General features: G+C 66.9%; 13 protein-coding genes. 7 read left to right on the top strand and 6 right to left on the bottom strand.

Annotation, left to right across the window (positions count from 1 at the left end):
• Nucleotides 1–208: 208 nt before the first annotated feature.
• On the top strand, nucleotides 209–2,953 hold the full coding sequence (locus QTI05_RS03300) for a putative bifunctional diguanylate cyclase/phosphodiesterase (RefSeq protein ID WP_286623348.1): 2,745 nt from the start codon (nucleotides 209–211) through the stop codon (nucleotides 2,951–2,953).
• A gap of 24 nt (nucleotides 2,954–2,977) precedes the next feature.
• Here the strand turns inward: QTI05_RS03300 and QTI05_RS03295 are convergent, their stop codons facing one another.
• Nucleotides 2,978–5,434 (bottom strand): GspE/PulE family protein, encoded by a 2,457-nt coding sequence (locus tag QTI05_RS03295; RefSeq protein ID WP_286622897.1) that lies wholly within the window; start codon nucleotides 5,432–5,434, stop codon nucleotides 2,978–2,980.
• A 140-nt stretch (nucleotides 5,435–5,574) separates the two neighbouring features.
• Between QTI05_RS03295 and QTI05_RS03290 the strand changes: the two genes are divergently transcribed.
• From QTI05_RS03290 to QTI05_RS03280, 3 genes are all read left to right on the top strand, one after another.
• Complete coding sequence (locus tag QTI05_RS03290; RefSeq protein ID WP_286622895.1) at nucleotides 5,575–7,038, top strand: sensor domain-containing diguanylate cyclase; 1,464 nt, start codon at nucleotides 5,575–5,577, stop codon at nucleotides 7,036–7,038.
• A 119-nt stretch (nucleotides 7,039–7,157) separates the two neighbouring features.
• Nucleotides 7,158–8,528 (top strand): putative bifunctional diguanylate cyclase/phosphodiesterase, encoded by a 1,371-nt coding sequence (locus tag QTI05_RS03285; protein ID WP_286622893.1) that lies wholly within the window; start codon nucleotides 7,158–7,160, stop codon nucleotides 8,526–8,528.
• 78 nt (nucleotides 8,529–8,606) lie between these two features.
• Entirely contained in the window at nucleotides 8,607–9,557 is a 951-nt protein-coding gene (locus QTI05_RS03280) for an FHA domain-containing protein (RefSeq protein WP_353505939.1), read from the top strand.
• On the opposite strand, the gene QTI05_RS03275 is transcribed toward QTI05_RS03280, so the two are convergent.
• Both QTI05_RS03275 and QTI05_RS03270 read right to left on the bottom strand, forming a co-directional pair.
• Nucleotides 9,554–10,849, bottom strand: a complete 1,296-nt coding sequence (locus QTI05_RS03275) for an ATP-binding protein (RefSeq protein ID WP_286622892.1) — start codon at nucleotides 10,847–10,849, stop codon at nucleotides 9,554–9,556. The genes QTI05_RS03280 and QTI05_RS03275 overlap by 4 nt on opposite strands.
• Nucleotides 10,846–11,583, bottom strand: coding sequence for a response regulator (locus QTI05_RS03270; RefSeq protein ID WP_286622891.1), 738 nt, complete (start codon nucleotides 11,581–11,583; stop codon nucleotides 10,846–10,848). The genes QTI05_RS03275 and QTI05_RS03270 overlap by 4 nt, the downstream gene beginning before the upstream one ends.
• Nucleotides 11,584–11,763: 180 nt before the next feature.
• On the opposite strand from QTI05_RS03270, the gene QTI05_RS03265 reads away from it, so the two are divergent.
• The 3 genes from QTI05_RS03265 to shkS all read left to right on the top strand — a co-directional run bounded on the left by QTI05_RS03265 (nucleotide 11,764) and on the right by shkS (nucleotide 15,094).
• Nucleotides 11,764–12,291: a DUF2147 domain-containing protein gene (locus QTI05_RS03265; protein WP_286622889.1), complete on the top strand. Its 528-nt coding sequence runs from the start codon at nucleotides 11,764–11,766 to the stop codon at nucleotides 12,289–12,291.
• A 16-nt stretch (nucleotides 12,292–12,307) separates the two neighbouring features.
• The gene (locus QTI05_RS03260; RefSeq protein ID WP_286622888.1) at nucleotides 12,308–13,492 is read left to right on the top strand and encodes a cytochrome c biogenesis protein DipZ; all 1,185 of its coding nucleotides are present in this window, start codon (nucleotides 12,308–12,310) and stop codon (nucleotides 13,490–13,492) included.
• Between the two features lie 165 nt (nucleotides 13,493–13,657).
• Entirely contained in the window at nucleotides 13,658–15,094 is a 1,437-nt protein-coding gene (gene shkS / locus QTI05_RS03255) for a surface-behavior sensor histidine kinase ShkS (RefSeq protein WP_286622887.1), read from the top strand.
• 53 nt (nucleotides 15,095–15,147) lie between these two features.
• On the opposite strand, the gene QTI05_RS03250 is transcribed toward shkS, so the two are convergent.
• From QTI05_RS03250 to QTI05_RS03240, 3 genes are all read right to left on the bottom strand, one after another.
• Nucleotides 15,148–15,753, bottom strand: a complete 606-nt coding sequence (locus QTI05_RS03250) for a response regulator transcription factor (RefSeq protein ID WP_286542048.1) — start codon at nucleotides 15,751–15,753, stop codon at nucleotides 15,148–15,150.
• Between the two features lie 83 nt (nucleotides 15,754–15,836).
• Nucleotides 15,837–17,153 carry a tryptophan--tRNA ligase gene (locus QTI05_RS03245; RefSeq protein ID WP_286622886.1) on the bottom strand — a complete coding sequence of 439 codons (1,317 nt, stop codon included), beginning with the start codon at nucleotides 17,151–17,153 and terminating at the stop codon, nucleotides 15,837–15,839.
• Nucleotides 17,154–17,161: 8 nt separating this feature from the next.
• The gene (locus QTI05_RS03240; RefSeq protein ID WP_286622883.1) at nucleotides 17,162–17,836 is read right to left on the bottom strand and encodes a site-2 protease family protein; all 675 of its coding nucleotides are present in this window, start codon (nucleotides 17,834–17,836) and stop codon (nucleotides 17,162–17,164) included.
• Nucleotides 17,837–17,850 lie beyond the last annotated feature (14 nt).

The raw sequence follows: 17,850 nt of genomic DNA, 5'->3' as shown, positions 1-17,850 counted from the left end.
GCCCGCCGCGACGTCGGCCATATCGCACAGCCGGGCACCGCCGGCCTGGCGCCATGTCGCCTGGCTGCCGCGCTCGCTTCGTGCCCAGTTCGCGCTGGCGCTGTCCGTTCTTTCGCTGTTGATGCTGGCGGGTGGACTCGCTGCTGCCCATGCCTTGCGAACCGCCAGCCACGCCACTCAGCAGCTCACGCAGGAGCGGTTCGTGCGCATGCAGGACGCGCAGGACATGGTGGAGCGCACCTTGCTGATCGAACGGGAAGCCGAACGATTGCTGTCGACCGATTCGTTGCCGGCAGTGCACCTGAGCTACGCCGCCCTCGTCGACCAGACGGCGGTACTGGATCGCGTGGTCGCCGAACTCGCGGTCGCCAAGGAAGACGTCGGCGTGCTCGAGCTGTACCAGGCAAGCCAGCTGTTCCGCAATACCGCCAATGTCGTTGCGCAGCTGCGGGAAAACCTGCTGCAGACGGAGCAGGCCTTCGCCCGCCTGCCGGCCGACCTGGGCGGCGATCCGGCCACCGCCCCGACGGTGGACTCGCAGTTGAAGTCGTTGCTGCTCTATCGGCTTCAGAACGCCGCCAGCACGGCCGCCGTTGAGATGATTCGCACCGAGTTCGCGCGCGCCTGGCCCATTCGAGCCGGCACAGACCCGCGCGACCCGTTCGCCCTTCGCATTGCGCTCATCAACCAGCGCGTGGCGCTCGGTCGCTTCCATGGGCAGCTGTCGACCCAGGCCGAGGAGATGGTGGCGGCCGCGCGCACCCGGGCGGAATTTTTCGATGGCGACTATCGCGCGGCCGTACAGCAGCTGGCCGAGGCATCCCGCCGCGAAGCGCGCTGGGTGCTGGTCCTGCTGGCGATCAGCCTGGTGTTCGCATGGCTGGTGGCTGGCGTGTTCCTGGGGCAGCACGTGCTGGGGCGCCTGCGGCTGGTGAGCCGGCATCTGCAGCAGCGCGGCACGGCCGGCACGCCGCTCGGCATGCGGGTCGGAGGGCGCGACGAGATCGCGGACATGGCGCGTGCCGTCGATCGCTTCCTGGCCGACCGGGCGCAACTTGAACTGCGAACCGCCGAGTTGTTTCTCACCAAGGAGCATCTGGTCGAACAGGGCCGCGTCCTTGAAATGATTGCAGTGGGCGCGCCGCTGCCGGATATTCTCGACCGGCTGACCCGTTCGATCGAGTCCCAGCTGGACGGCATCAAGGGTTCCATTCTGTTGCTCGACCCGGATGGGCTGCACCTGCACAACGGCGCCGGGCCCAACCTGCCTGCGGCCTACATGGACGCCATCGAAGGCGTCCGCATCGGCCCGAACGTCGGATCGTGCGGCACTGCCGCCTATCGCGCAGAGGCGGTCATCACAACGGACGTCCAGACCGATCCGCTGTGGGCGGACTACCGCGAGCTGGCCGAGTTGCACGGGCTGCGATCCTGCTGGTCGGCGCCGATCCTGTCTCAAGAAGGCGCGGTACTCGGAACCTTCGCGATGTATTCAGGCACGGTGCGAGCCCCGAGTGCTGGCGAGCAGAAGCTGGTCGAGCTCGCGACCCGGATCGCCGGCATTGCGATCGAGCGCCGTCGCTCGGAAGAGCGCATTCGCCACATGGCGCATCACGACGAGCTGACGGGACTACCCAACCGCCTGCTGCTGAACGATCGGATGGCGCTGGCCCTGGCACAAGCGGATCGGACCGGACGTCCGATGGCGCTGCTGTTCCTGGACCTGGACGGCTTCAAGTTCATCAACGACAGCTTCGGCCACCTGGCGGGCGACGCGGTGCTGGTCGCGGTCGCCGGCCGCATCTCGCATGCGATCGGGGCCGGCGACATCGTGGCCCGCCTGGGCGGCGACGAGTTCGTGATGGTGCTGACGGGGCTGGAGCGTGCGGCCGATGCTGCGCGCGTGGCGCAGCGGATACTGGCCGCCCTGGCGCCGCCGGTGCAGTTCGAATCCCGCAGCCTGCACATCGGCGCGAGCATCGGCATCAGCGTGTACCCGGAAAACGGAACCGACAGCGAGCTGCTGCTCAAGCACGCAGATCTCGCGCTCTACTGCGCAAAGCAGCAGGGGCGCAACGGCTACCGCTACTACGCCGACGACATGGGCCGGCAAGCCCGGCAGCACACCGAACTGCGCTCGGCGCTCGAGGGCGCGCTGCCGGGTCGCCAGTTCGAACTCCACTACCAGCCCCAGGTGGATCTGCGCACCGGCCGCATCAACTCGATGGAGGCGCTGATCCGCTGGCGGCATCCGGATCTCGGGATGGTCTCTCCGGCCCGCTTCATTCCGTTGGCGGAGGAAACCGGCTTGATCGTGCCCATTGGGGAATGGGTATTGCGCACCGCATGTGCACAGTTGAAGGCGTGGCACAAAGAAGGGCACGCGGGCCTGCCGGTGGCGGTGAACCTGTCGGCCCACCAGTTCCGGGGGCATGACGTTGCGCAACTGGTCGCGCGCGTCCTCCGGGAGTGCGACCTGCCCGCACGATTCCTGGAGCTGGAACTGACGGAGAGCGCGCTGATGCTCGACACGGGGGCGGTTCTGAAGTCGCTCCTCGCGCTCAAGGGCATGGGGACGCGGCTGGCCCTGGACGACTTTGGAACGGGCTATTCGAGCCTCAGCCATCTGAATGGCTTCCCGATCGACGTGATCAAGATCGACAAGTCTTTCACCCTCGAGGTGACCCGCAGCAAGAGCACGGCGGCGATCACGCGCGCGATCATCGTCATGGCCAAGGCGCTTGGCATGAAGACCGTCGCGGAAGGCGTGGAAACCGAGGATCAGTTGCGCTTCATGGCGGCTCATCAGTGCGACAGCATGCAAGGCTACTACTACAGTCGCCCGCTGTCGGTTGCGGACATGGGCGCCCTCCTTGCGGAAAACCGGCGGATCCCCCTGGACCTGATCGGGCCGGGCGCTGCAGTCGACGAGGAAAGCGCGCAGGCAATCTGAGCGCAGGCAGCGGGCGCGCTGCGTTCAAGCGTTGCTCGTCGCGCGCACTTCTTCGATCGTCGTCAGGCCGGCGAGCACCTTGTCGATGCCGTCCTGGCGCAAGGTGCGCATTCCCTGTTCGAGTGCCGTCCCCTGCAACGCCTCGGCCCGCGCGCCGGTCTGGATCAGGCGACGCAGATCCTTCGAGATGACCATGAGTTCATGCAAGCCGACGCGACCCTTGAAGCCGGTCTGCTCGCAATGCGCGCAGCCGGTGCAGCTGTAGACCTGCAGCGCGCCATTTCGCCCGTGTCGCTGCACCCAGTCGGCCGTGACCGACTCGCGCGCACCGGGCTTCTCGTCGGAACCGTAGACACCCATGTAGTCGGAGAGCAGCTCGAGTGTTTCGTCCGCGGTGGCGGGACGGCTCGTCAGGCACTTCGGGCACAGGCGGCGCACCAGGCGCTGCGCAAGCACGGCAAGCAGCGAGTCGGCAAAGTTGAACGGATCCATGCCCATGTCCAGCAGCCGCGTGACCGTCTCCGGCGCGCTGTTGGTGTGCAGGGTGGACAGCACAAGGTGGCCAGTGAGAGAGGCCTCGACCGCCATCTCCGCGGTGGCCTCGTCCCGGATCTCGCCCACCATGATGACGTCCGGATCGGCACGCAGAAAGGCGCGCAGCGCCTTCGCGAAGGTCCAGTCGATGCGCGGATTGACCTGCACCTGGCGCAGCCCGCTTTGCGTGATCTCGATCGGATCCTCGGCTGTCCAGATTTTTCGCTCCGGCACGTTGATATGGCTCAGCGCCGAATGAAGGGTGGTGGTCTTGCCGGAGCCCGTGGGCCCCACGCAAAGCACCATGCCGTAGGGGCGCTCGATCGCGTGCTTGAGCCAGGCGAGATTGTTCGGCGAGAGGCCAAGGGCGTCGAGCGGAATCGGCTTGGCCGAGGTCAGGATGCGCATCACCACATCCTCGAGCCCGTTGTTGGTCGGGATCGTGGCCACGCGCAGCTCGATGCGGTGCTCTGGCGAGAACTTGGCGAAATTGATCTTGCCGTCCTGCGGCCTGCGCTTTTCGCTGATGTCGAGGTCGCACATGATCTTGATGCGCGCGATCATCGCGTTGCGGTAATTCGGCGGCAGATCCAGGTACGTGCGCAGCCGGCCATCCTTGCGGAACCGGATCCTGATCTTTTCTCGGCCTGGATAGCTCTCGATGTGGATGTCCGACACGCCCTCCTTGTGTGCTTCCAGGATCATCCGGTTGATCATGCGAACGAGCGAGTTGTCCGACTGCTCGATCGGCGCCTCTTCATCTTCAGGCTGCCGGCCTTCCTTTTCGAGCGTTTCGATCAGGTCGCTGGTGTCGACCGGCTGGTAGTCGATCGGCCGCATCGGATCGTCCGCGGCGGGACGCCGATCCGACGTCGCGCCGATCTTGTCATAGGCCGCATGAAGCACGGCATCCTGGTCGCGGGCATGCGACTGCACCGCGAACACTTTCATCTGCGCGTTGAATTCCAGTTCGGCAAGCGCCGCGCGCCGGCTGGCCGGATCGTCCATCGCCACGATGAGCCGGCCATCGCGGATGATCAGCGGCATCACCCCCAGCCGCTGTGCAACGCTGTAGCTGATCTTTCGCAGCGCATCGGCCTCCACCGGAAAGACGGCCAGATCGACGACCGGAAGGCCCATCTTGCGGGCGAGCGCGGCGTGCAGATCCGCGCGTGTCACCACACCCATGCGCACCAGAACTTCCCCAAGCGGAACGCTGCGATCTCCCCCTTGCTGCGCGAGCGCATCGCGCAGCTGCGCTTCATTGACCATGCCGAGCGAGGTCAGCACCTCGCCGATGCGCATCATCGGCATCCGGGCCTGGCGCTCGATGGCTGCGAGCAGTTCTTCCGGCGAAGTTGCCCGTACTGCGTCGCGTCCGATCTGCGGTTGAGGCGGCTTGACTCCCTCGGGCTTCCCGGAAGAGCCGGCCCCGGCGAGTTCGAACGCGTCGAACACCGCGCGCGGTACGAACTTTCGCATGACACGCCCGCTGGTCGTATCGACCGGCACGAACAGGAAGAGCCCGAAGGTGTCCTCGATGTACCCCACGGTCTCGCCCTTGAGTTCTCCGCCGTTGCTCAGCTGGACGGTGAACTCCTGGGCCCGCAGTTCCCCGGGCGCCGGCGGCAACAGGGGCTCCAGCGGCGTGGTCAGCGTCAGGAGGCGGAACTGATCAAAGCGCAGCCGCAAGGCGTTGCTGCCCAGGGACAGCTGCACGTGCAGCGACGCTTCTTCCGGGACGAAACGGATCAGCTGACCGGTCGCGCGCTTGTCGTTCAACCCCACGATCTCCAGAGGCTGCAAGCTCTTCTGCACCGAGGCAGGCGGATAGCTGGGGTGCGGCGGATTCGGCCAGAGAAAGAGCGGCCGATCGCTTCTGCTTTCCTTGGCTGTTGCCGGCGTGGGCTCGAGAGAAAGGGGACGCTCAAGTTTGTTCAGGGTCATTGCGATTCCTTACTTCCAACAGCATACAGGCAGCCTTGGCAGGAGGCTTGGCCACGGCCACCGAAGGATACGTGGAGGCACGTCTTTCGAAGAGGGACAATTGCGCGTGGGCGATCTGTTGCCGTCTTAGAAAGGATCTCATGCAGTCAATCGATGATCTCGACGCGATGTTCGATCTTGCGCCCGTCTCGCTCTGGCTCGAGGACTACAGCGGCGTGAAGCGTCTGTTCGATACATGGCGCTCGGAGGGTGTGGTGGATCTTGTCGAGCACCTGTCCAGCCGGCCGGAGCGGGTGCGCCAATGCATGGCGCAGTTGCGGGTTCTGCGCGTGAACCAGGCCACCCTCGCGCTGTTTTGCGCGCAGAGCCAGGCGGAACTCCTGGCCAGGCTCGACGAAGTGTTCCGGGATGACATGGGCGCGCCCGTGATCCACGAGCTGGATCAGCTGTGGTCGGGCCATCACACTTTCGACAACCAGTCCTTCAACTACGCCCTGGACGGGCGCAGGCTCGACATCCGTCTTCGCGGCCGTGTCCTGCCGGGCCACGAGCAGTCGTGGGATCGCGTCCTCGTGTCGCTCGACGACATCACGGCGCGGGTGCAGGCCGAACGCAAGCGCGCGGAGAGCGAGGCGTACGCGCAAGGTCTGTTCGAGCATTCGCCGGTGTCGCTGTGGGTGGAGGACTTCAGTGCCATCAGGAGGCTGCTCGACGACATCCGCTCGAAGGGCATCCGCGACTTCGCCACCTTCGTCAAGGTGCATCCCGAGTTCGTGACGCGCTGCATGCAGGAGATCCGGGTCGTCGACGTCAACCGCGAAACCCTGCGGATGTTCGATGCGCCGGACAAGGCCACGCTCCTGCGCAACCTGTCCCATGTGTTCCGCGACGAGATGCATGAGTCGTTCACGGACCAGCTGCAGGATCTCTGGAACGGCAAGACCCTGCAGCACCGGGAGGTTCTGAACTACTCCCTCAACGGGGATCCGGTGAACATCCACATGCAGTTCGACGTGCTGCAGGATCGTCTGGAGACCTGGGATCTCGTGCTCGTTTCGCTGGTCGACATCACCGCGCGGAAGAAGGCCGAGGCCTACCTCGAGTACCTGGGCAAGCACGATGTCCTGACACAGCTGCGCAACCGCACCTTCTACACGGAGGAGCTCAACCGGCTGTCGCGCAAAGGGCCGTGGCCGGTGTCCGTGCTGGTCGTCGACCTGAACGGCCTCAAGGAGATCAACGACGGCGAAGGCCACGCTGCCGGGGACGCCCTGTTGAGGCGGGCCGGCGAAGTGCTGGGCAAGGCGGTCGACGCGCCGGCCACGGCAGCGCGGATCGGCGGCGACGAGTTCGCCGTGCTTCTTCCTTCCACCGACGAGCGCGGCGTTCAGGCATTTCGTGCGCGCGTGGAATCGATGATCGAACTCAACAACCAGTTCTATGCGGGGCAGAGCGGCCACACCCTCGCACTGGCCATGGGAGAAGCCACCTGCGAGGAGGGCGAGCTGCTCGATGTGGCGCTTCTGCGCGCCGACAAGGCGATGTACGCCGACAAGGCGCGCCACTATCTGGCTGCGGGCGGGGTGCGAGGGCGCGGGGCCTAGATGTCGAATTTCGCAGTTCCGGGGCGGGTTCGCGACCACAATAGCGGTACGGGCCGTGCGTGCAGTGCCCTTGTCCACGAGCATCGACGCGCACAGCGTCCCACCCTGATGTCCAGCGCATGCCCCATCCGTTACTCCTTGATCCGCTGACCGGGCTTGCCGGCGAGATTCCTTCGGACGACACGCTTCGCGGTGCACTCGAAACCTGGGCGCGCGCCGGATTCCCGCTGGTCGCGATGTGCTGTGTCGATCTCGATGAGTTTCGCGAGATCGGGGAGCAGTTGGGCCACGACGGTGGCGACGCCATGCTCCAGGAGGCGGCCCGCCGTCTCAGGGCGGCGGCGCCAGCGGACGCATTCGTCGTTCGCACCGGCGGCGACGAATTCTCCATCGTTATGGGCACTGCGGACGAGCGCCATTGCCGCGATCTGCTGGACCATCTGGTGGCGCAGCTCACGCAGCCGTGTTCCTTCGAGGGTCAAACCATCCGGCTCGAGGCCACTGTCGGCGTGTCGCTGGCAGGCGGTGCAGAGCAGCCGCTCGAGCTGATGTTGCGCCAGGCACGGCATGCGGTGTTTTTCGGCAAGCGCGAAGGCGGCGGGCGTGTGCGCTTCTTCGATGCGCAGGCCGCGCGCGTCGATCAGCAGGTGCTGTGGGAAAGGCGGCGTATTGAAGGCGGCCTGCTGCACAGCGAGTTCTTCCTGCTCTACCAGCCCAAGGTCGACATGCGAAGCGGCACGGTCGTGGGCGTCGAGGCGCTGGTTCGGTGGCAGCACCCGCACCGGGGCGTTCTTCAGCCGTGGGAGTTCGTCCCGTTGATCGAGGACCACGAACTGGTGGAGCACCTGGGCGACTGGGCCATCGGTGCTGCGCTGCACCAGGCCAACGATTGGGCCGAGGCCGGCAGGGACATCTCCATCAGCGTCAATATCGGCCCCCGCCACATGGCCCGCCTGGACTTTCTCGAGCGGCTTGCGTTCCATCTGTCGCAGTGGCCCTTGTTGCACGCAGGCTCGCTGGAACTCGAAATCCTGGAGAGCACGGCGATCAACGAGCTGGCCAAGATCGCCGACTTGGTCGCCGGCTGCCAACTGCTCGGCGTGCCCGTCACGATGGACGACTTCGGCACCGGGTACGCATCGCTTGCCTACATGCGCCAGCTGCCGGTTCATGCGCTCAAGCTGGATCAATCGTTCGTGCGCGGCATCCTCGACAACGACGAGGATCGGGCCATCGTGGCTGCCGTGCTGATGCTCGCCCAATCGCTCGGGCGCACCACCATCGCCGAAGGGGTGGAGACCGTCGAGCACGGCCGGGCGCTGCTGGCGTTGGGATGCACGCTCGGCCAGGGCTACGGCATCGCGAAGCCGATGCCTGCCGAGGCGCTGCTGCCCTGGATTGCCGAGTTCGAACGCTCGCCGCCCTGGGGACGGGCAGGTGATGCGGCGGCAGCCGCGACGGGCGGCCAGATCTACAGAAGCGGCATGTAGGGGCGCGCGAGCGACGTTTGCGCGAGGATGGCGCGCGGATCGGCTTTGCCATAATCCACGCGACCGCTACAAATTGCCTTGAAAACACCTCTCCAACCCACCGTTGTGTTTGCGGATCTGACCGGGATGTCCCGCGTGTTCGAGGCCGTGGGCAATGCGCGCGCAACCGAGACGGTGAGCCGCCTCGTCCAGTGGATCGGCGGCGTTTGCGAGTCGCATCGCGGGCGCGTCGTCAAGACGCGAGGCGAGGGTGTGTTCGCGATGTTTCCCGATGGCGCATCCGCTGTTGGCGCGGTGCTCGAATTGCAGCGCAACCATCAGAAGCGCCTCACAGTGTGGCCGGCGCCGCTGCGCATGGATCTCCAGATCGGCGTGGCGAGCAGCAAGGCGCTCGAAGTCGATGGCGACGCGGTCACGCTGGCATCGCGACTGAGCGGGCTGGCAGGTCCGGGGCAGATCTGGGCGACCCAATCGGTGATCGACCAACTCGGCGAAACCGGGGTGCGGCATCGCAGCCTGGGCCCGATCAACGTCCGCGGCAGAAGCGAGCCACCGGTCGTGCACCGCATCGACTGGCATGCGGAGGTCGCGGCGGCTCCGACCGTGCCGGCATCGCTGGCCTTGCTGGCGCAACAGAGCCGCCCCCCGGACTCGAACTTCGGCCAGATCGAGCGGTCATGGCTCGATGTGCGCTCGATGTTTCGTGCGGATGAACTGCCGATTCACGTGGGGCGTGTCAACGAAGCCGACTTTGTGGTCAACGACCCGCGGGTGTCGCGGCTGCATGCACGCATCGAGGCCCGGCAGGGCGGTTGTGTGCTGGTGGACATCAGCACCTTTGGCACCTGGGTGCGCTTGCATGGTACCGCGGGCGCCGGTGGCGAAATCGCGCTGCGGCGCGGCGAGTGCGCGCTGCGCGGCAGCGGAGAAATCGGCCTGGGCGCGCCGCTGAGCGACTTCAGCGCGCCCACCATCTCGTTCAACGCCACCGGCGGCAGCGTGCTGCTGGAACGCAAGGATGCGCGCTAGGCGCAATCCAAAGGCAAGCTCAGGCGCGCCTCCAGCCCGCCGCCCGTCCGGTTGGTCAGGCTGAGCCTGCCGTTCAGCGCCAGTGCGAGTTCCTGCGCGATCGCAAGGCCCAAACCCGTGCCGCCGGTCTCGCGGTTCCTGGAAGACTCGACGCGGTAGAACGGCTGCAGCACAGGCGCCAGCTCGGCTTCCGGAATGCCGGGGCCGCGGTCGCACACCGAGATATGCACCTCGTGCGCGGTGGCTTCGACCACCACCTGCGCGGCCCCGCCGAACTTCAGTGCGTTGTCGAGCAGATTGGTCAGCGCGCGCCGCAGTGCCTGTACCCGCGTGGTCAGGGGCGCCTCGTGCCGGCCCACCAACTCGGCCTGGTGGCCGGCGTCCAGCGCATCGCACACCAGGCCGTCGAGCAAGGCGTTGAGATCGACCGCGCGAAGCGGCTCGCGCACGGCCTGCGACGTGCGCGCATAGGCCAGCCCTTCCTCCACGAGCAGTTGCATTCCATCGAGGTCGGACAACAGCTTGCCGCGCTGATCTGCATCCAGCACCTGCTCGACCCGCAACTTCATGCGCGTGATGGGTGTCTGCAGATCGTGCGAGATGGCGGCGAGCAGCCGCTGCCGTTCGGCCAGGTGCGCGTCGATGCGCTGCTGCATGGCGTTGAATGCGCGCGCCGCCTGCGCGACTTCGCGGGGGCCCGCTTCCGCCAGCGCGGCGCCATTGCCGCCGGGCTTGAGTGCATCGGCCGCATCTGCAAGACGCTGCAGCGGCCGTACCGCAAGCCGTACGCCCCACCAGGTCGCCACGGCGAGGAACAGCAATTGCACCAGCAGCAGCACCACCGCTTCGGTCGAGATCATCGCCGCGGGCGGCCTCAGCCGCAGGATCAGCGGCGTGCCATCTTCGAGCTGCAGCGGCAGCAACAGATCCGACCCGGTACCGCGCACGATCGCGCCGACACGCGCCGCGCCGAGCTCGGCTGCGACGATGCGCGCCAGGCCCTGCGCGGACGGCTCGGCGGCCGGCGCTGCCGGCGGCGCCGCATCCAGCGCGTAGCTGTAGTTCTGGCGTGCCAGCCGCGGCAACCAGGCCGCGCGCTCGGCCGGCGGCACGCGGTCGAGGATCGCCACCGCGCTCGACACGTCGCGGCCCAGGTAGGCCAGCATCATCGATTGCGACAACTCGCTGCGCTCGCGCAGCAGCGCCAGGAAGGTCAGTGCGTGCGCCAGTGCGAGGCCGGCGAACACCACCAGCGCGACGCGGCCGAACAGCGAGCGCGGCAGCAGGTTCACGCGCGGCCCGCCGCGTGCACCTCGGCACAGAACACATAGCCCTCGGCCCGCACGGTCTTGATGTAGCGCGGCTCGCGCGAGTCGTCGCGCAAACGCCGGCGCAGGCGGCTCACCAGCAGATCGATAGAGCGGTCGAAGGCATCCGCATCGCGTCCTTGCGTGAGGCTGAGCAACTGGTCGCGGTGCAGCACGCACTGCGGCCGTTCGAGCAGCACCAGCAACAGGCGGTATTCCGCCCCCGTGAGCGGCACCAGCGTGCCCTGGCCGTCGACAAGGTGCCGCGCAGTGGTGTCAAGCCGCCAGTCGCCGAACAGCAGTTCGCGCGCGGGTTGTGCCGGCCGTAGATTCGGCGGCAGCATGCGCGTGCGGCGCAGCACCGCACGGATGCGCGCCAGCAGCTCGCGCGTGGCGAAGGGCTTGGCCAGGTAATCGTCGGCACCCATCTCGAGACCGAGGATGCGGTCGGCCTCTTCGCTGCGAGCCGTGAGCATGAGGATCGGAATCGGCGTCTCGCCGCGCGCGCGCAGGTCGCGGCACAGCGACAGGCCGTCCTCGCCGGGAAGCATGAGGTCGAGCACGATCAGATCGACCGGCCCGTTGGCCAGCGCCGCGCGCATCTGGGTGGCGTTGCCCGCCGTGCTCACGCGAAAGCCTCCTTCCTCCAGGTACTGGCGCAGCAGCCCGAGGATCTGGCGGTCGTCGTCGACGATAAGGACGTGGTCGGGGGTCTCCATAGGGTGACCATAGTCGCAATCCGGGCACTTCGGGCGGTGCGCCGCGGCGCTGTTTTGTATCGCTCTTTGTCCGTCCCGGCGGCCGACACAAAGCGCGGCCACAGGCGAGCGTGTTCGACACATCCGGATCGAGTGGCCGCGTTGCAATGGGCGCTTCATTCACTCGCCGTGGAGCACACCATGTCATTGCCCCTGTCAACGCCAACCCGCCACCGCCGCGCTGTCGCCTCCGTGCTGGGGACTTGCCTCTGGCTCGCCGCCTGCGGTGCGCAGGCCCAGGCGGCCGCAGACCCGCGCGGCCGCTGGATCACCGAGAGCGGCAATCTGGAAGTCGAGATCGCGCCCTGCGGCGCCGCGCTGTGCGGCATTGCGACGCGGGTGCTCGGCAACCGTTCGATGAGCCCGGGCGCGCAGCCGATGCAAGCGGTCGATACGCGGCCGGCGCTGGGCATGAAGATCCTGCAGGACTTCGTGCCGGTCGCCGCGGGCGACGCCGGCGCGTCCCCGACCGAATGGACCGGGCAGATCTACAACCGCGAGAACGGCAAGACCTATCGCTGCAACATGCGCGTGAGCACGGACGGCAACGGGGCGGGAGAGTTGCTGCTGCATGCCTACGTCGGGCTGCCGCTGTTCGGCAAGACGCAGCGCTGGCTGCGCGCGTCGGCCGACGCACCGGACGCACCGGACACGACAGTCCGCCATTGAGCAGGAGACCTTGCCCATGCTGCAACTCCTGCTTGCCCTCGGCGCCGGTATCGCGACCGTCACCAGTCCCTGCATCCTGCCGCTGCTGCCACTGCTGCTCGGCGCTACGCTCGCGCCCGCGTCCGGCGAGGGCCAACTGCGCACGATGCGGCTGCGGCCGCTGTTCATCGTGCTCGGTTTCGTTCTTTCGTTCGCATCGGCCGCGCTGTTGTTCGGCGCCTCCACACGCGTGCTCGGCCTGTCACCCGAGGTTCTGCGCAATGCCAGCATCGTGGTGCTGATGGTGTTCGGGCTGCTGCTGTCCTGGCCTGCGCTGCTCGAGCGCGCCATGCAGCCGCTCGGGCGGCTGGCCCAGGTGGGCCAGCGGCTTGGCGACCGCGCCGGCGCCAGCCACGGTGGAGCGCTGCTGCTCGGCATGAGCCTGGGCCTGTTGTGGACGCCCTGCGCCGGCCCGGTGCTCGCGTCGATGCTGGCGCTGGTGGCAAGCGAGCAGCAACCGGCGCATGCGGCCGGCCTGCTGCTCGTCTACGCCGCAGGCGCCGGGCTGCCGATGCTGGCCATCGCCTACGGCGGCCAGGCCGTCACCCAGCGCGTGCGCGGGCTGGCGCGTCACTCGGCACAGATCCGCCGCGTGTTCGGCGTGCTCGTGATGGCGACGGCCGCCGCGATGTTCTGGCAGGTCGATACGCAAGTGGCGGCATGGCTGTCGCGCACGCTGCCGATGCCTTCGGCCGTCGCCGCGCCGTCGACGCCCGAGGCTACGGCGCAGGCGCCCGCTTTCACCGGCATCGACCAGTGGTTCAACACGCCGCCGCTCAGCATGGCCGGCCTGCGCGGCAAGGTCGTGCTGGTGGACTTCTGGACCTACGCCTGCGTCAACTGCGTCAACACGCTGCCGCACCTGCAGCGCTGGCACGACCGGTACCGCGACCAGGGGCTGGCGGTGGTGGGCGTTCACACGCCGGAGTTCGCCTTCGAGCGCGACGCCGGCAACGTGCAGGCGGCTATCCGGCGCCACGGTATCGGCTACCCGGTCGCGCAGGACAACCGCTACCAGACCTGGACCGCCTGGGGCGTGCGCTACTGGCCGAGCCTCTACCTGGTCGATCGTGAGGGTCGCATCGTGTTCAGGCACGTCGGGGAGGGCGACTATGCGCACATCGAACGGGAGATCCAGAAAGCGTTGGCTGCGAGCCCGTGACGCAAATTCTTTGCGGTACGATGTGTTCAAGCAATAGCAGTTTTTTCGTTTCTTCATCACTTCGTTGCGCAACAGGCAACAACCGGGTTCGAACCTTGTGCGCGTAATCAACCACCCCAAACCCCCGGTGAGCGCGCGCCATGTCGCCATGAAGGGCGTCACGCCATGAGGGGGGGGTCTACCTTCGCCGGGCTGGGCAACTCTTCCTTTGCCAGCCTCACGCCGGCGCCAGCCACCGCGGACGAGGCCGAGCCATGGGTGCGCGGCGAATTGATCCGCAGCCTGATGCGATCTGCGCGCGGCTCGCATCTGTTCGGCGCGGCGTTGATGCCGGTGCTGGTCTCCCTGTGCTGGGATCGCGTGCCGGTCTGGCAACTGATGGCGTGGCTGGCGATCGGCGTCAGCGCGACCGCTGCCCGCATCTGGGGCGAGCGCCTGTACCACACGCGCTATTCCGAAAAGGACGCCGCCGCGCAGGAGAGCTTCGTCTACCGCTACCGCTACCTCTGGAGTGCCAGCGCGTTCTCGTGGGGTCTGTCGATCCTGATCTTCTTCGAGCGGGTGCCGGTGGTCAGCCAGTTCGTCTGCTGGCTCATGGTGGCGGGCGTGGCCACTTTCCCCCTCAACGGCCTGGCCCTGCATCCGCCGCTGCTGCGCCGCTATGTCAACACGCTGTTCATCACGATGATGGCGGCGCTGCTGCTGCGCATGGTGCAGCTGCGCTTTGTCGAGCTGCATTTCAGCTATGGCTTCCTGCTGCTGCCGTTGATGCACTGGGGGCTGTTGCTGCGCGCCGGGCGCCGCATCCACGAGACCGCGCGCAACAGCTTCGAGCTGCTGTTTCACAACCACATCCTGATCAACTCCCTCACCCAGCAGCGCCAGGCGGCGGTGTCCGCGGTGGCCATGAAGAACCGCTTTCTGGCCAGTGCCGCGCACGACATGCGCCAGCCGGTGCTGGCGCTCTCGCTCTATGCCGACTGGCTGCGCAACGAGCCCGACCTGGTGGAGGAGATCGCACCGAAGATCGTGCGCGCGACCCATGCGGTCAATGCGCTGTTCGACTCGCTGTTCGACCTGGCGCGCATCGATTCGGGCCAGGTGCGGCTGCACATCGAGCGGGTCGACGTGCCGCAGTTGCTGCACGACCTCGAACTGCAATACCGGCCGGTGGCCGAATCGAAGGGGCTGCGTTTCCGGGTGCATTCCACGCCCGGCTCGGTGCTGACCGACCCGATCCGCGTGCGCCGCATGATCGGCAACCTGCTGGCCAATGCGATCAAGTACACGACCGAGGGCGGCGTCTTGCTGGCGGCGCGCGAAACGCCGGACGGGCTGCGGGTCGAGGTCTGGGACACCGGCATCGGCATCGCGCGCGAACACCTTCGCGACGTGTTCCTGGAGTTCTACAAGGTCGCAGACCATGCCGGCACCTCGGACGGCTTCGGCCTCGGGTTGGCGATCGTGGCGCGCCTGTCGCATGCGCTCGGCCACCCGGTCAGCGTGCGCTCGCGGCTCGGGCGCGGCAGCGTGTTTCGCGTGGCGCTGCACGATGCCGACGAGACGCAGGCCCAGACCCGGATTTCAGGCTCGGTGGGCTGAAAAAAAGCCGCAGCGCGGCAAACAAGAAAGGGCCGCTCGCGCGGCCCTTTTTGCTACATGGCGCCCGAGGAGAGCAGGCCGTGGCTGCGTGCGTGGTGCAGCGCCTGGGTGCGGCTCTTGACGCCAAGACGGCGGAACAGGCGCCACAGATGCACCTTGACCGTGTGCTCGCTGATCTCGAGTTCGGTGGCGATGTCCCGGTTGCTCATGCCCTTGTCAAGCATCGCGATCAGTTGGGTCTGGCGCTTCGACAGCTTGCTGTTGTTGGCGGCGACCGGCTCTTCGCCTTCGGCGTCTGCCATCAACAGTCCGCGCAGTGCGGCGGCCAACTCGCTCGAACCGGCCGATTTTTCGATGTAGATGTCGGCACCGGCTTCGATGCAGGCTTCTTCCATGTCGGAGGCAGGCGAGGCCGAATACACCGCGATCGGCACGTCCGGATAGATCTGTTTGACCGACACGACGCCTGACACGCCGGTGATGTCGGGCAGCTTCAGGTCGAGACAGAAGAGGTCGGGCTTGCCGTGCTGCTTGACCGCAGCGGCCAGCTTGTCGAGGCGCTCGAGTTCGATGATGTTTTCGGCGGGACGCAGGCGCCGCAGCACCATGACGATGGCGTCGCGCATCAGGGGATGGTCGTCTATGACGTAAATGCTCATGCGATCAAGTGTAAGTGCGTGCGGCACTTGTTGCCTGCTGCAACCCCCGTTTTTGCATACCTCTGCGTAATAGCTCTTTTGGTCTACTTTTCGGCACCTTCGGCCAGGGCGTCGAGCACTTCGGCCGCGGCTTGCGACTGTTCGGCGCTCAGCATTTCGAGTTGGCCGGCCAGCACGGCCAAAGCCGCACCACCCTGTTGCTGCAGCAGCGCAATGGCGCGTCCGGCTTCCTGCGGCGAGGCAAACGCGAGACTCTGCAGCAGCGTTTCACCCCGCGCGTCGAGCAGCTTGAAGTGGAACTGGCCATCGCGCTCGCGGTACTGCTTGAAGCTCGGCCTGGCCACCTTCGCCGCCTTGCGGGCACCGGTTTGCTGCTGCGCGCCGAGGTCGCGCAGGCCGACCGCATGGCGCAGCCGGCCCATGAAAGGCTGCGACAGGCGACGTGCCTTGGCCGCACCGGCCAGCAGCGTCTGCTCGATGCGGGTCGGGTCTTTCATCAGCGCCTCGTAGCGCTCGCGCATCGGCGCGATCTCGCGGTCGATGCGCTCGAACAGCACCTGCTTGGCGTCGCCCCAGCCGATGCCTTCGGCAAACGCGCGGCGCAATGCCTCGGTTTCTTCGGCGTCGGCAAAGGCCTGGTAGATCTGGAACAGCGCCGAGCCTTCGGTGTCCTTCGGCTCGCCGGGGGCGCGCGAGTCGGTGACGATGCTGGCGATCTGCTTTTGCAACTGCGCGCGCGGGGCGAACAGCGGGATCGTGTTGCCGTAGCTCTTGCTCATCTTGCGGCCATCGAGGCCGGGCAGCGTGGCCACGGCATCGTCGATCAGCGCCTCGGGCAGCGTGAAGTGTTCGCCGTACAGGTGGTTGAAATGCTGGCCCATGTCGCGCGCCATCTCGATGTGCTGGATCTGGTCGCGGCCCACCGGCACCTGGTGCGCGTTGAACATCAGGATGTCGGCACCCATGAGCACCGGGTACATGAACAGGCCCGCGCTCACGTCGGCGTCCGGGTCTTCGCCCTTCGCCACGTTCTTGTCGACCGATGCCTTGTAGGCGTGGGCGCGGTTCAGCAGGCCCTTGCCGGTGACGCAGGTCAGGAACCAGGTCAGCTCGGGGATCTCGGGGATGTCCGATTGCCGGTAGAAGGTGACGCGCTCCGGGTCTAGTCCGCAGGCCAGCCAGCTGGCGGCGATCTCGAGCGTGGAGCGCTGCACCAGCGCGGGATCGTTCACCTTGATCAGCGCGTGGTAGTCGGCCAGAAAGAAGAAGGTCTCGACGCCCGGCGCCACGCTCTGGCGCACCGAGTGGCGGATCGAGCCGACATAGTTGCCGAGGTGCGGTGTGCCCGACGTGGTGATGCCGGTTAGAACGCGCAGCGGGGAGGGGGTAGGGGTAGCCATGGAAAGACCTAGCGAAACAACGCGGCCAGCGGGCCGATCACGGTGCGGATGACGCTGTAGCCGACTGCCATCAGCGGGCTCAGCCAGTAGGTGCTGACGATGCCGGCCAGCACCAGCGCCATCACGATGAAGAAGCCGAAGGGCTCGACGCGTGCCAGCAGGTTCTGCGCATTGCCATGCGGCAGCAGCCCGGCGAGCACGCGGCCGCCATCGAGCGGCGGCAGCGGGAACAGGTTGAAGGCCCACATCACCAGGTTGACCAGCACGCCGCCTTGCGCCATGCGCACGAAGAAGTTCTCCCGCTCGACACCGCTGCCGGCCAGCACGACCAGCAGCACCGCCCACAGGATCGCCTGCACGAAGTTCGAGGCCGGCCCGGCGAGTGCGACCCAGATCATGTCGCGCTTCGGATTGCGCAGGTTGCCGAAGTGGACGGGTACCGGCTTGGCATAGCCGAACAGGAACGCGCCGGAGGTTGCGAAGTACAGCATCAGCGGCATCAGGATCGTCCCGACGGGGTCGATGTGCTTGAGCGGATTGAGCGTTACGCGGCCGAGCATCCAGGCCGTGTCGTCGCCGAAATAACGCGCCACGTAGCCGTGCGCGGCCTCGTGAATCGTGATCGCGAACAGCACCGGCAATGCATAGATCGAGACGGTTTGAATCAGGTTGGAGATATCCACCGGCCTGATTGTCT

The organism is Variovorax fucosicus (genome assembly GCF_030316825.1).
In the GTDB taxonomy this organism is placed as follows: domain Bacteria; phylum Pseudomonadota; class Gammaproteobacteria; order Burkholderiales; family Burkholderiaceae_C; genus Variovorax; species Variovorax fucosicus.
This window is presented reverse-complemented; position numbering and strand designations above follow the sequence as displayed.

What these genes read in the sequence shown, in the direction of transcription:
- QTI05_RS03300 (WP_286623348.1), top strand. Translation starts at nt 209, where the DNA reads ATGCAGGACGCGCAGGACATGGTGGAGCGCACCTTGCTGATCGAACGG.
- QTI05_RS03295 (WP_286622897.1), bottom strand. Translation starts at nt 5,434, where the DNA reads ATGACCCTGAACAAACTTGAGCGTCCCCTTTCTCTCGAGCCCACGCCG.
- QTI05_RS03290 (WP_286622895.1), top strand. Translation starts at nt 5,575, where the DNA reads ATGCAGTCAATCGATGATCTCGACGCGATGTTCGATCTTGCGCCCGTC.
- QTI05_RS03285 (WP_286622893.1), top strand. Translation starts at nt 7,158, where the DNA reads ATGCCCCATCCGTTACTCCTTGATCCGCTGACCGGGCTTGCCGGCGAG.
- QTI05_RS03270 (WP_286622891.1), bottom strand. Translation starts at nt 11,583, where the DNA reads ATGGAGACCCCCGACCACGTCCTTATCGTCGACGACGACCGCCAGATC.
- QTI05_RS03265 (WP_286622889.1), top strand. Translation starts at nt 11,764, where the DNA reads ATGTCATTGCCCCTGTCAACGCCAACCCGCCACCGCCGCGCTGTCGCC.
- QTI05_RS03260 (WP_286622888.1), top strand. Translation starts at nt 12,308, where the DNA reads ATGCTGCAACTCCTGCTTGCCCTCGGCGCCGGTATCGCGACCGTCACC.
- shkS (WP_286622887.1), top strand. Translation starts at nt 13,658, where the DNA reads ATGAGGGGGGGGTCTACCTTCGCCGGGCTGGGCAACTCTTCCTTTGCC.
- QTI05_RS03250 (WP_286542048.1), bottom strand. Translation starts at nt 15,753, where the DNA reads ATGAGCATTTACGTCATAGACGACCATCCCCTGATGCGCGACGCCATC.
- QTI05_RS03245 (WP_286622886.1), bottom strand. Translation starts at nt 17,153, where the DNA reads ATGGCTACCCCTACCCCCTCCCCGCTGCGCGTTCTAACCGGCATCACC.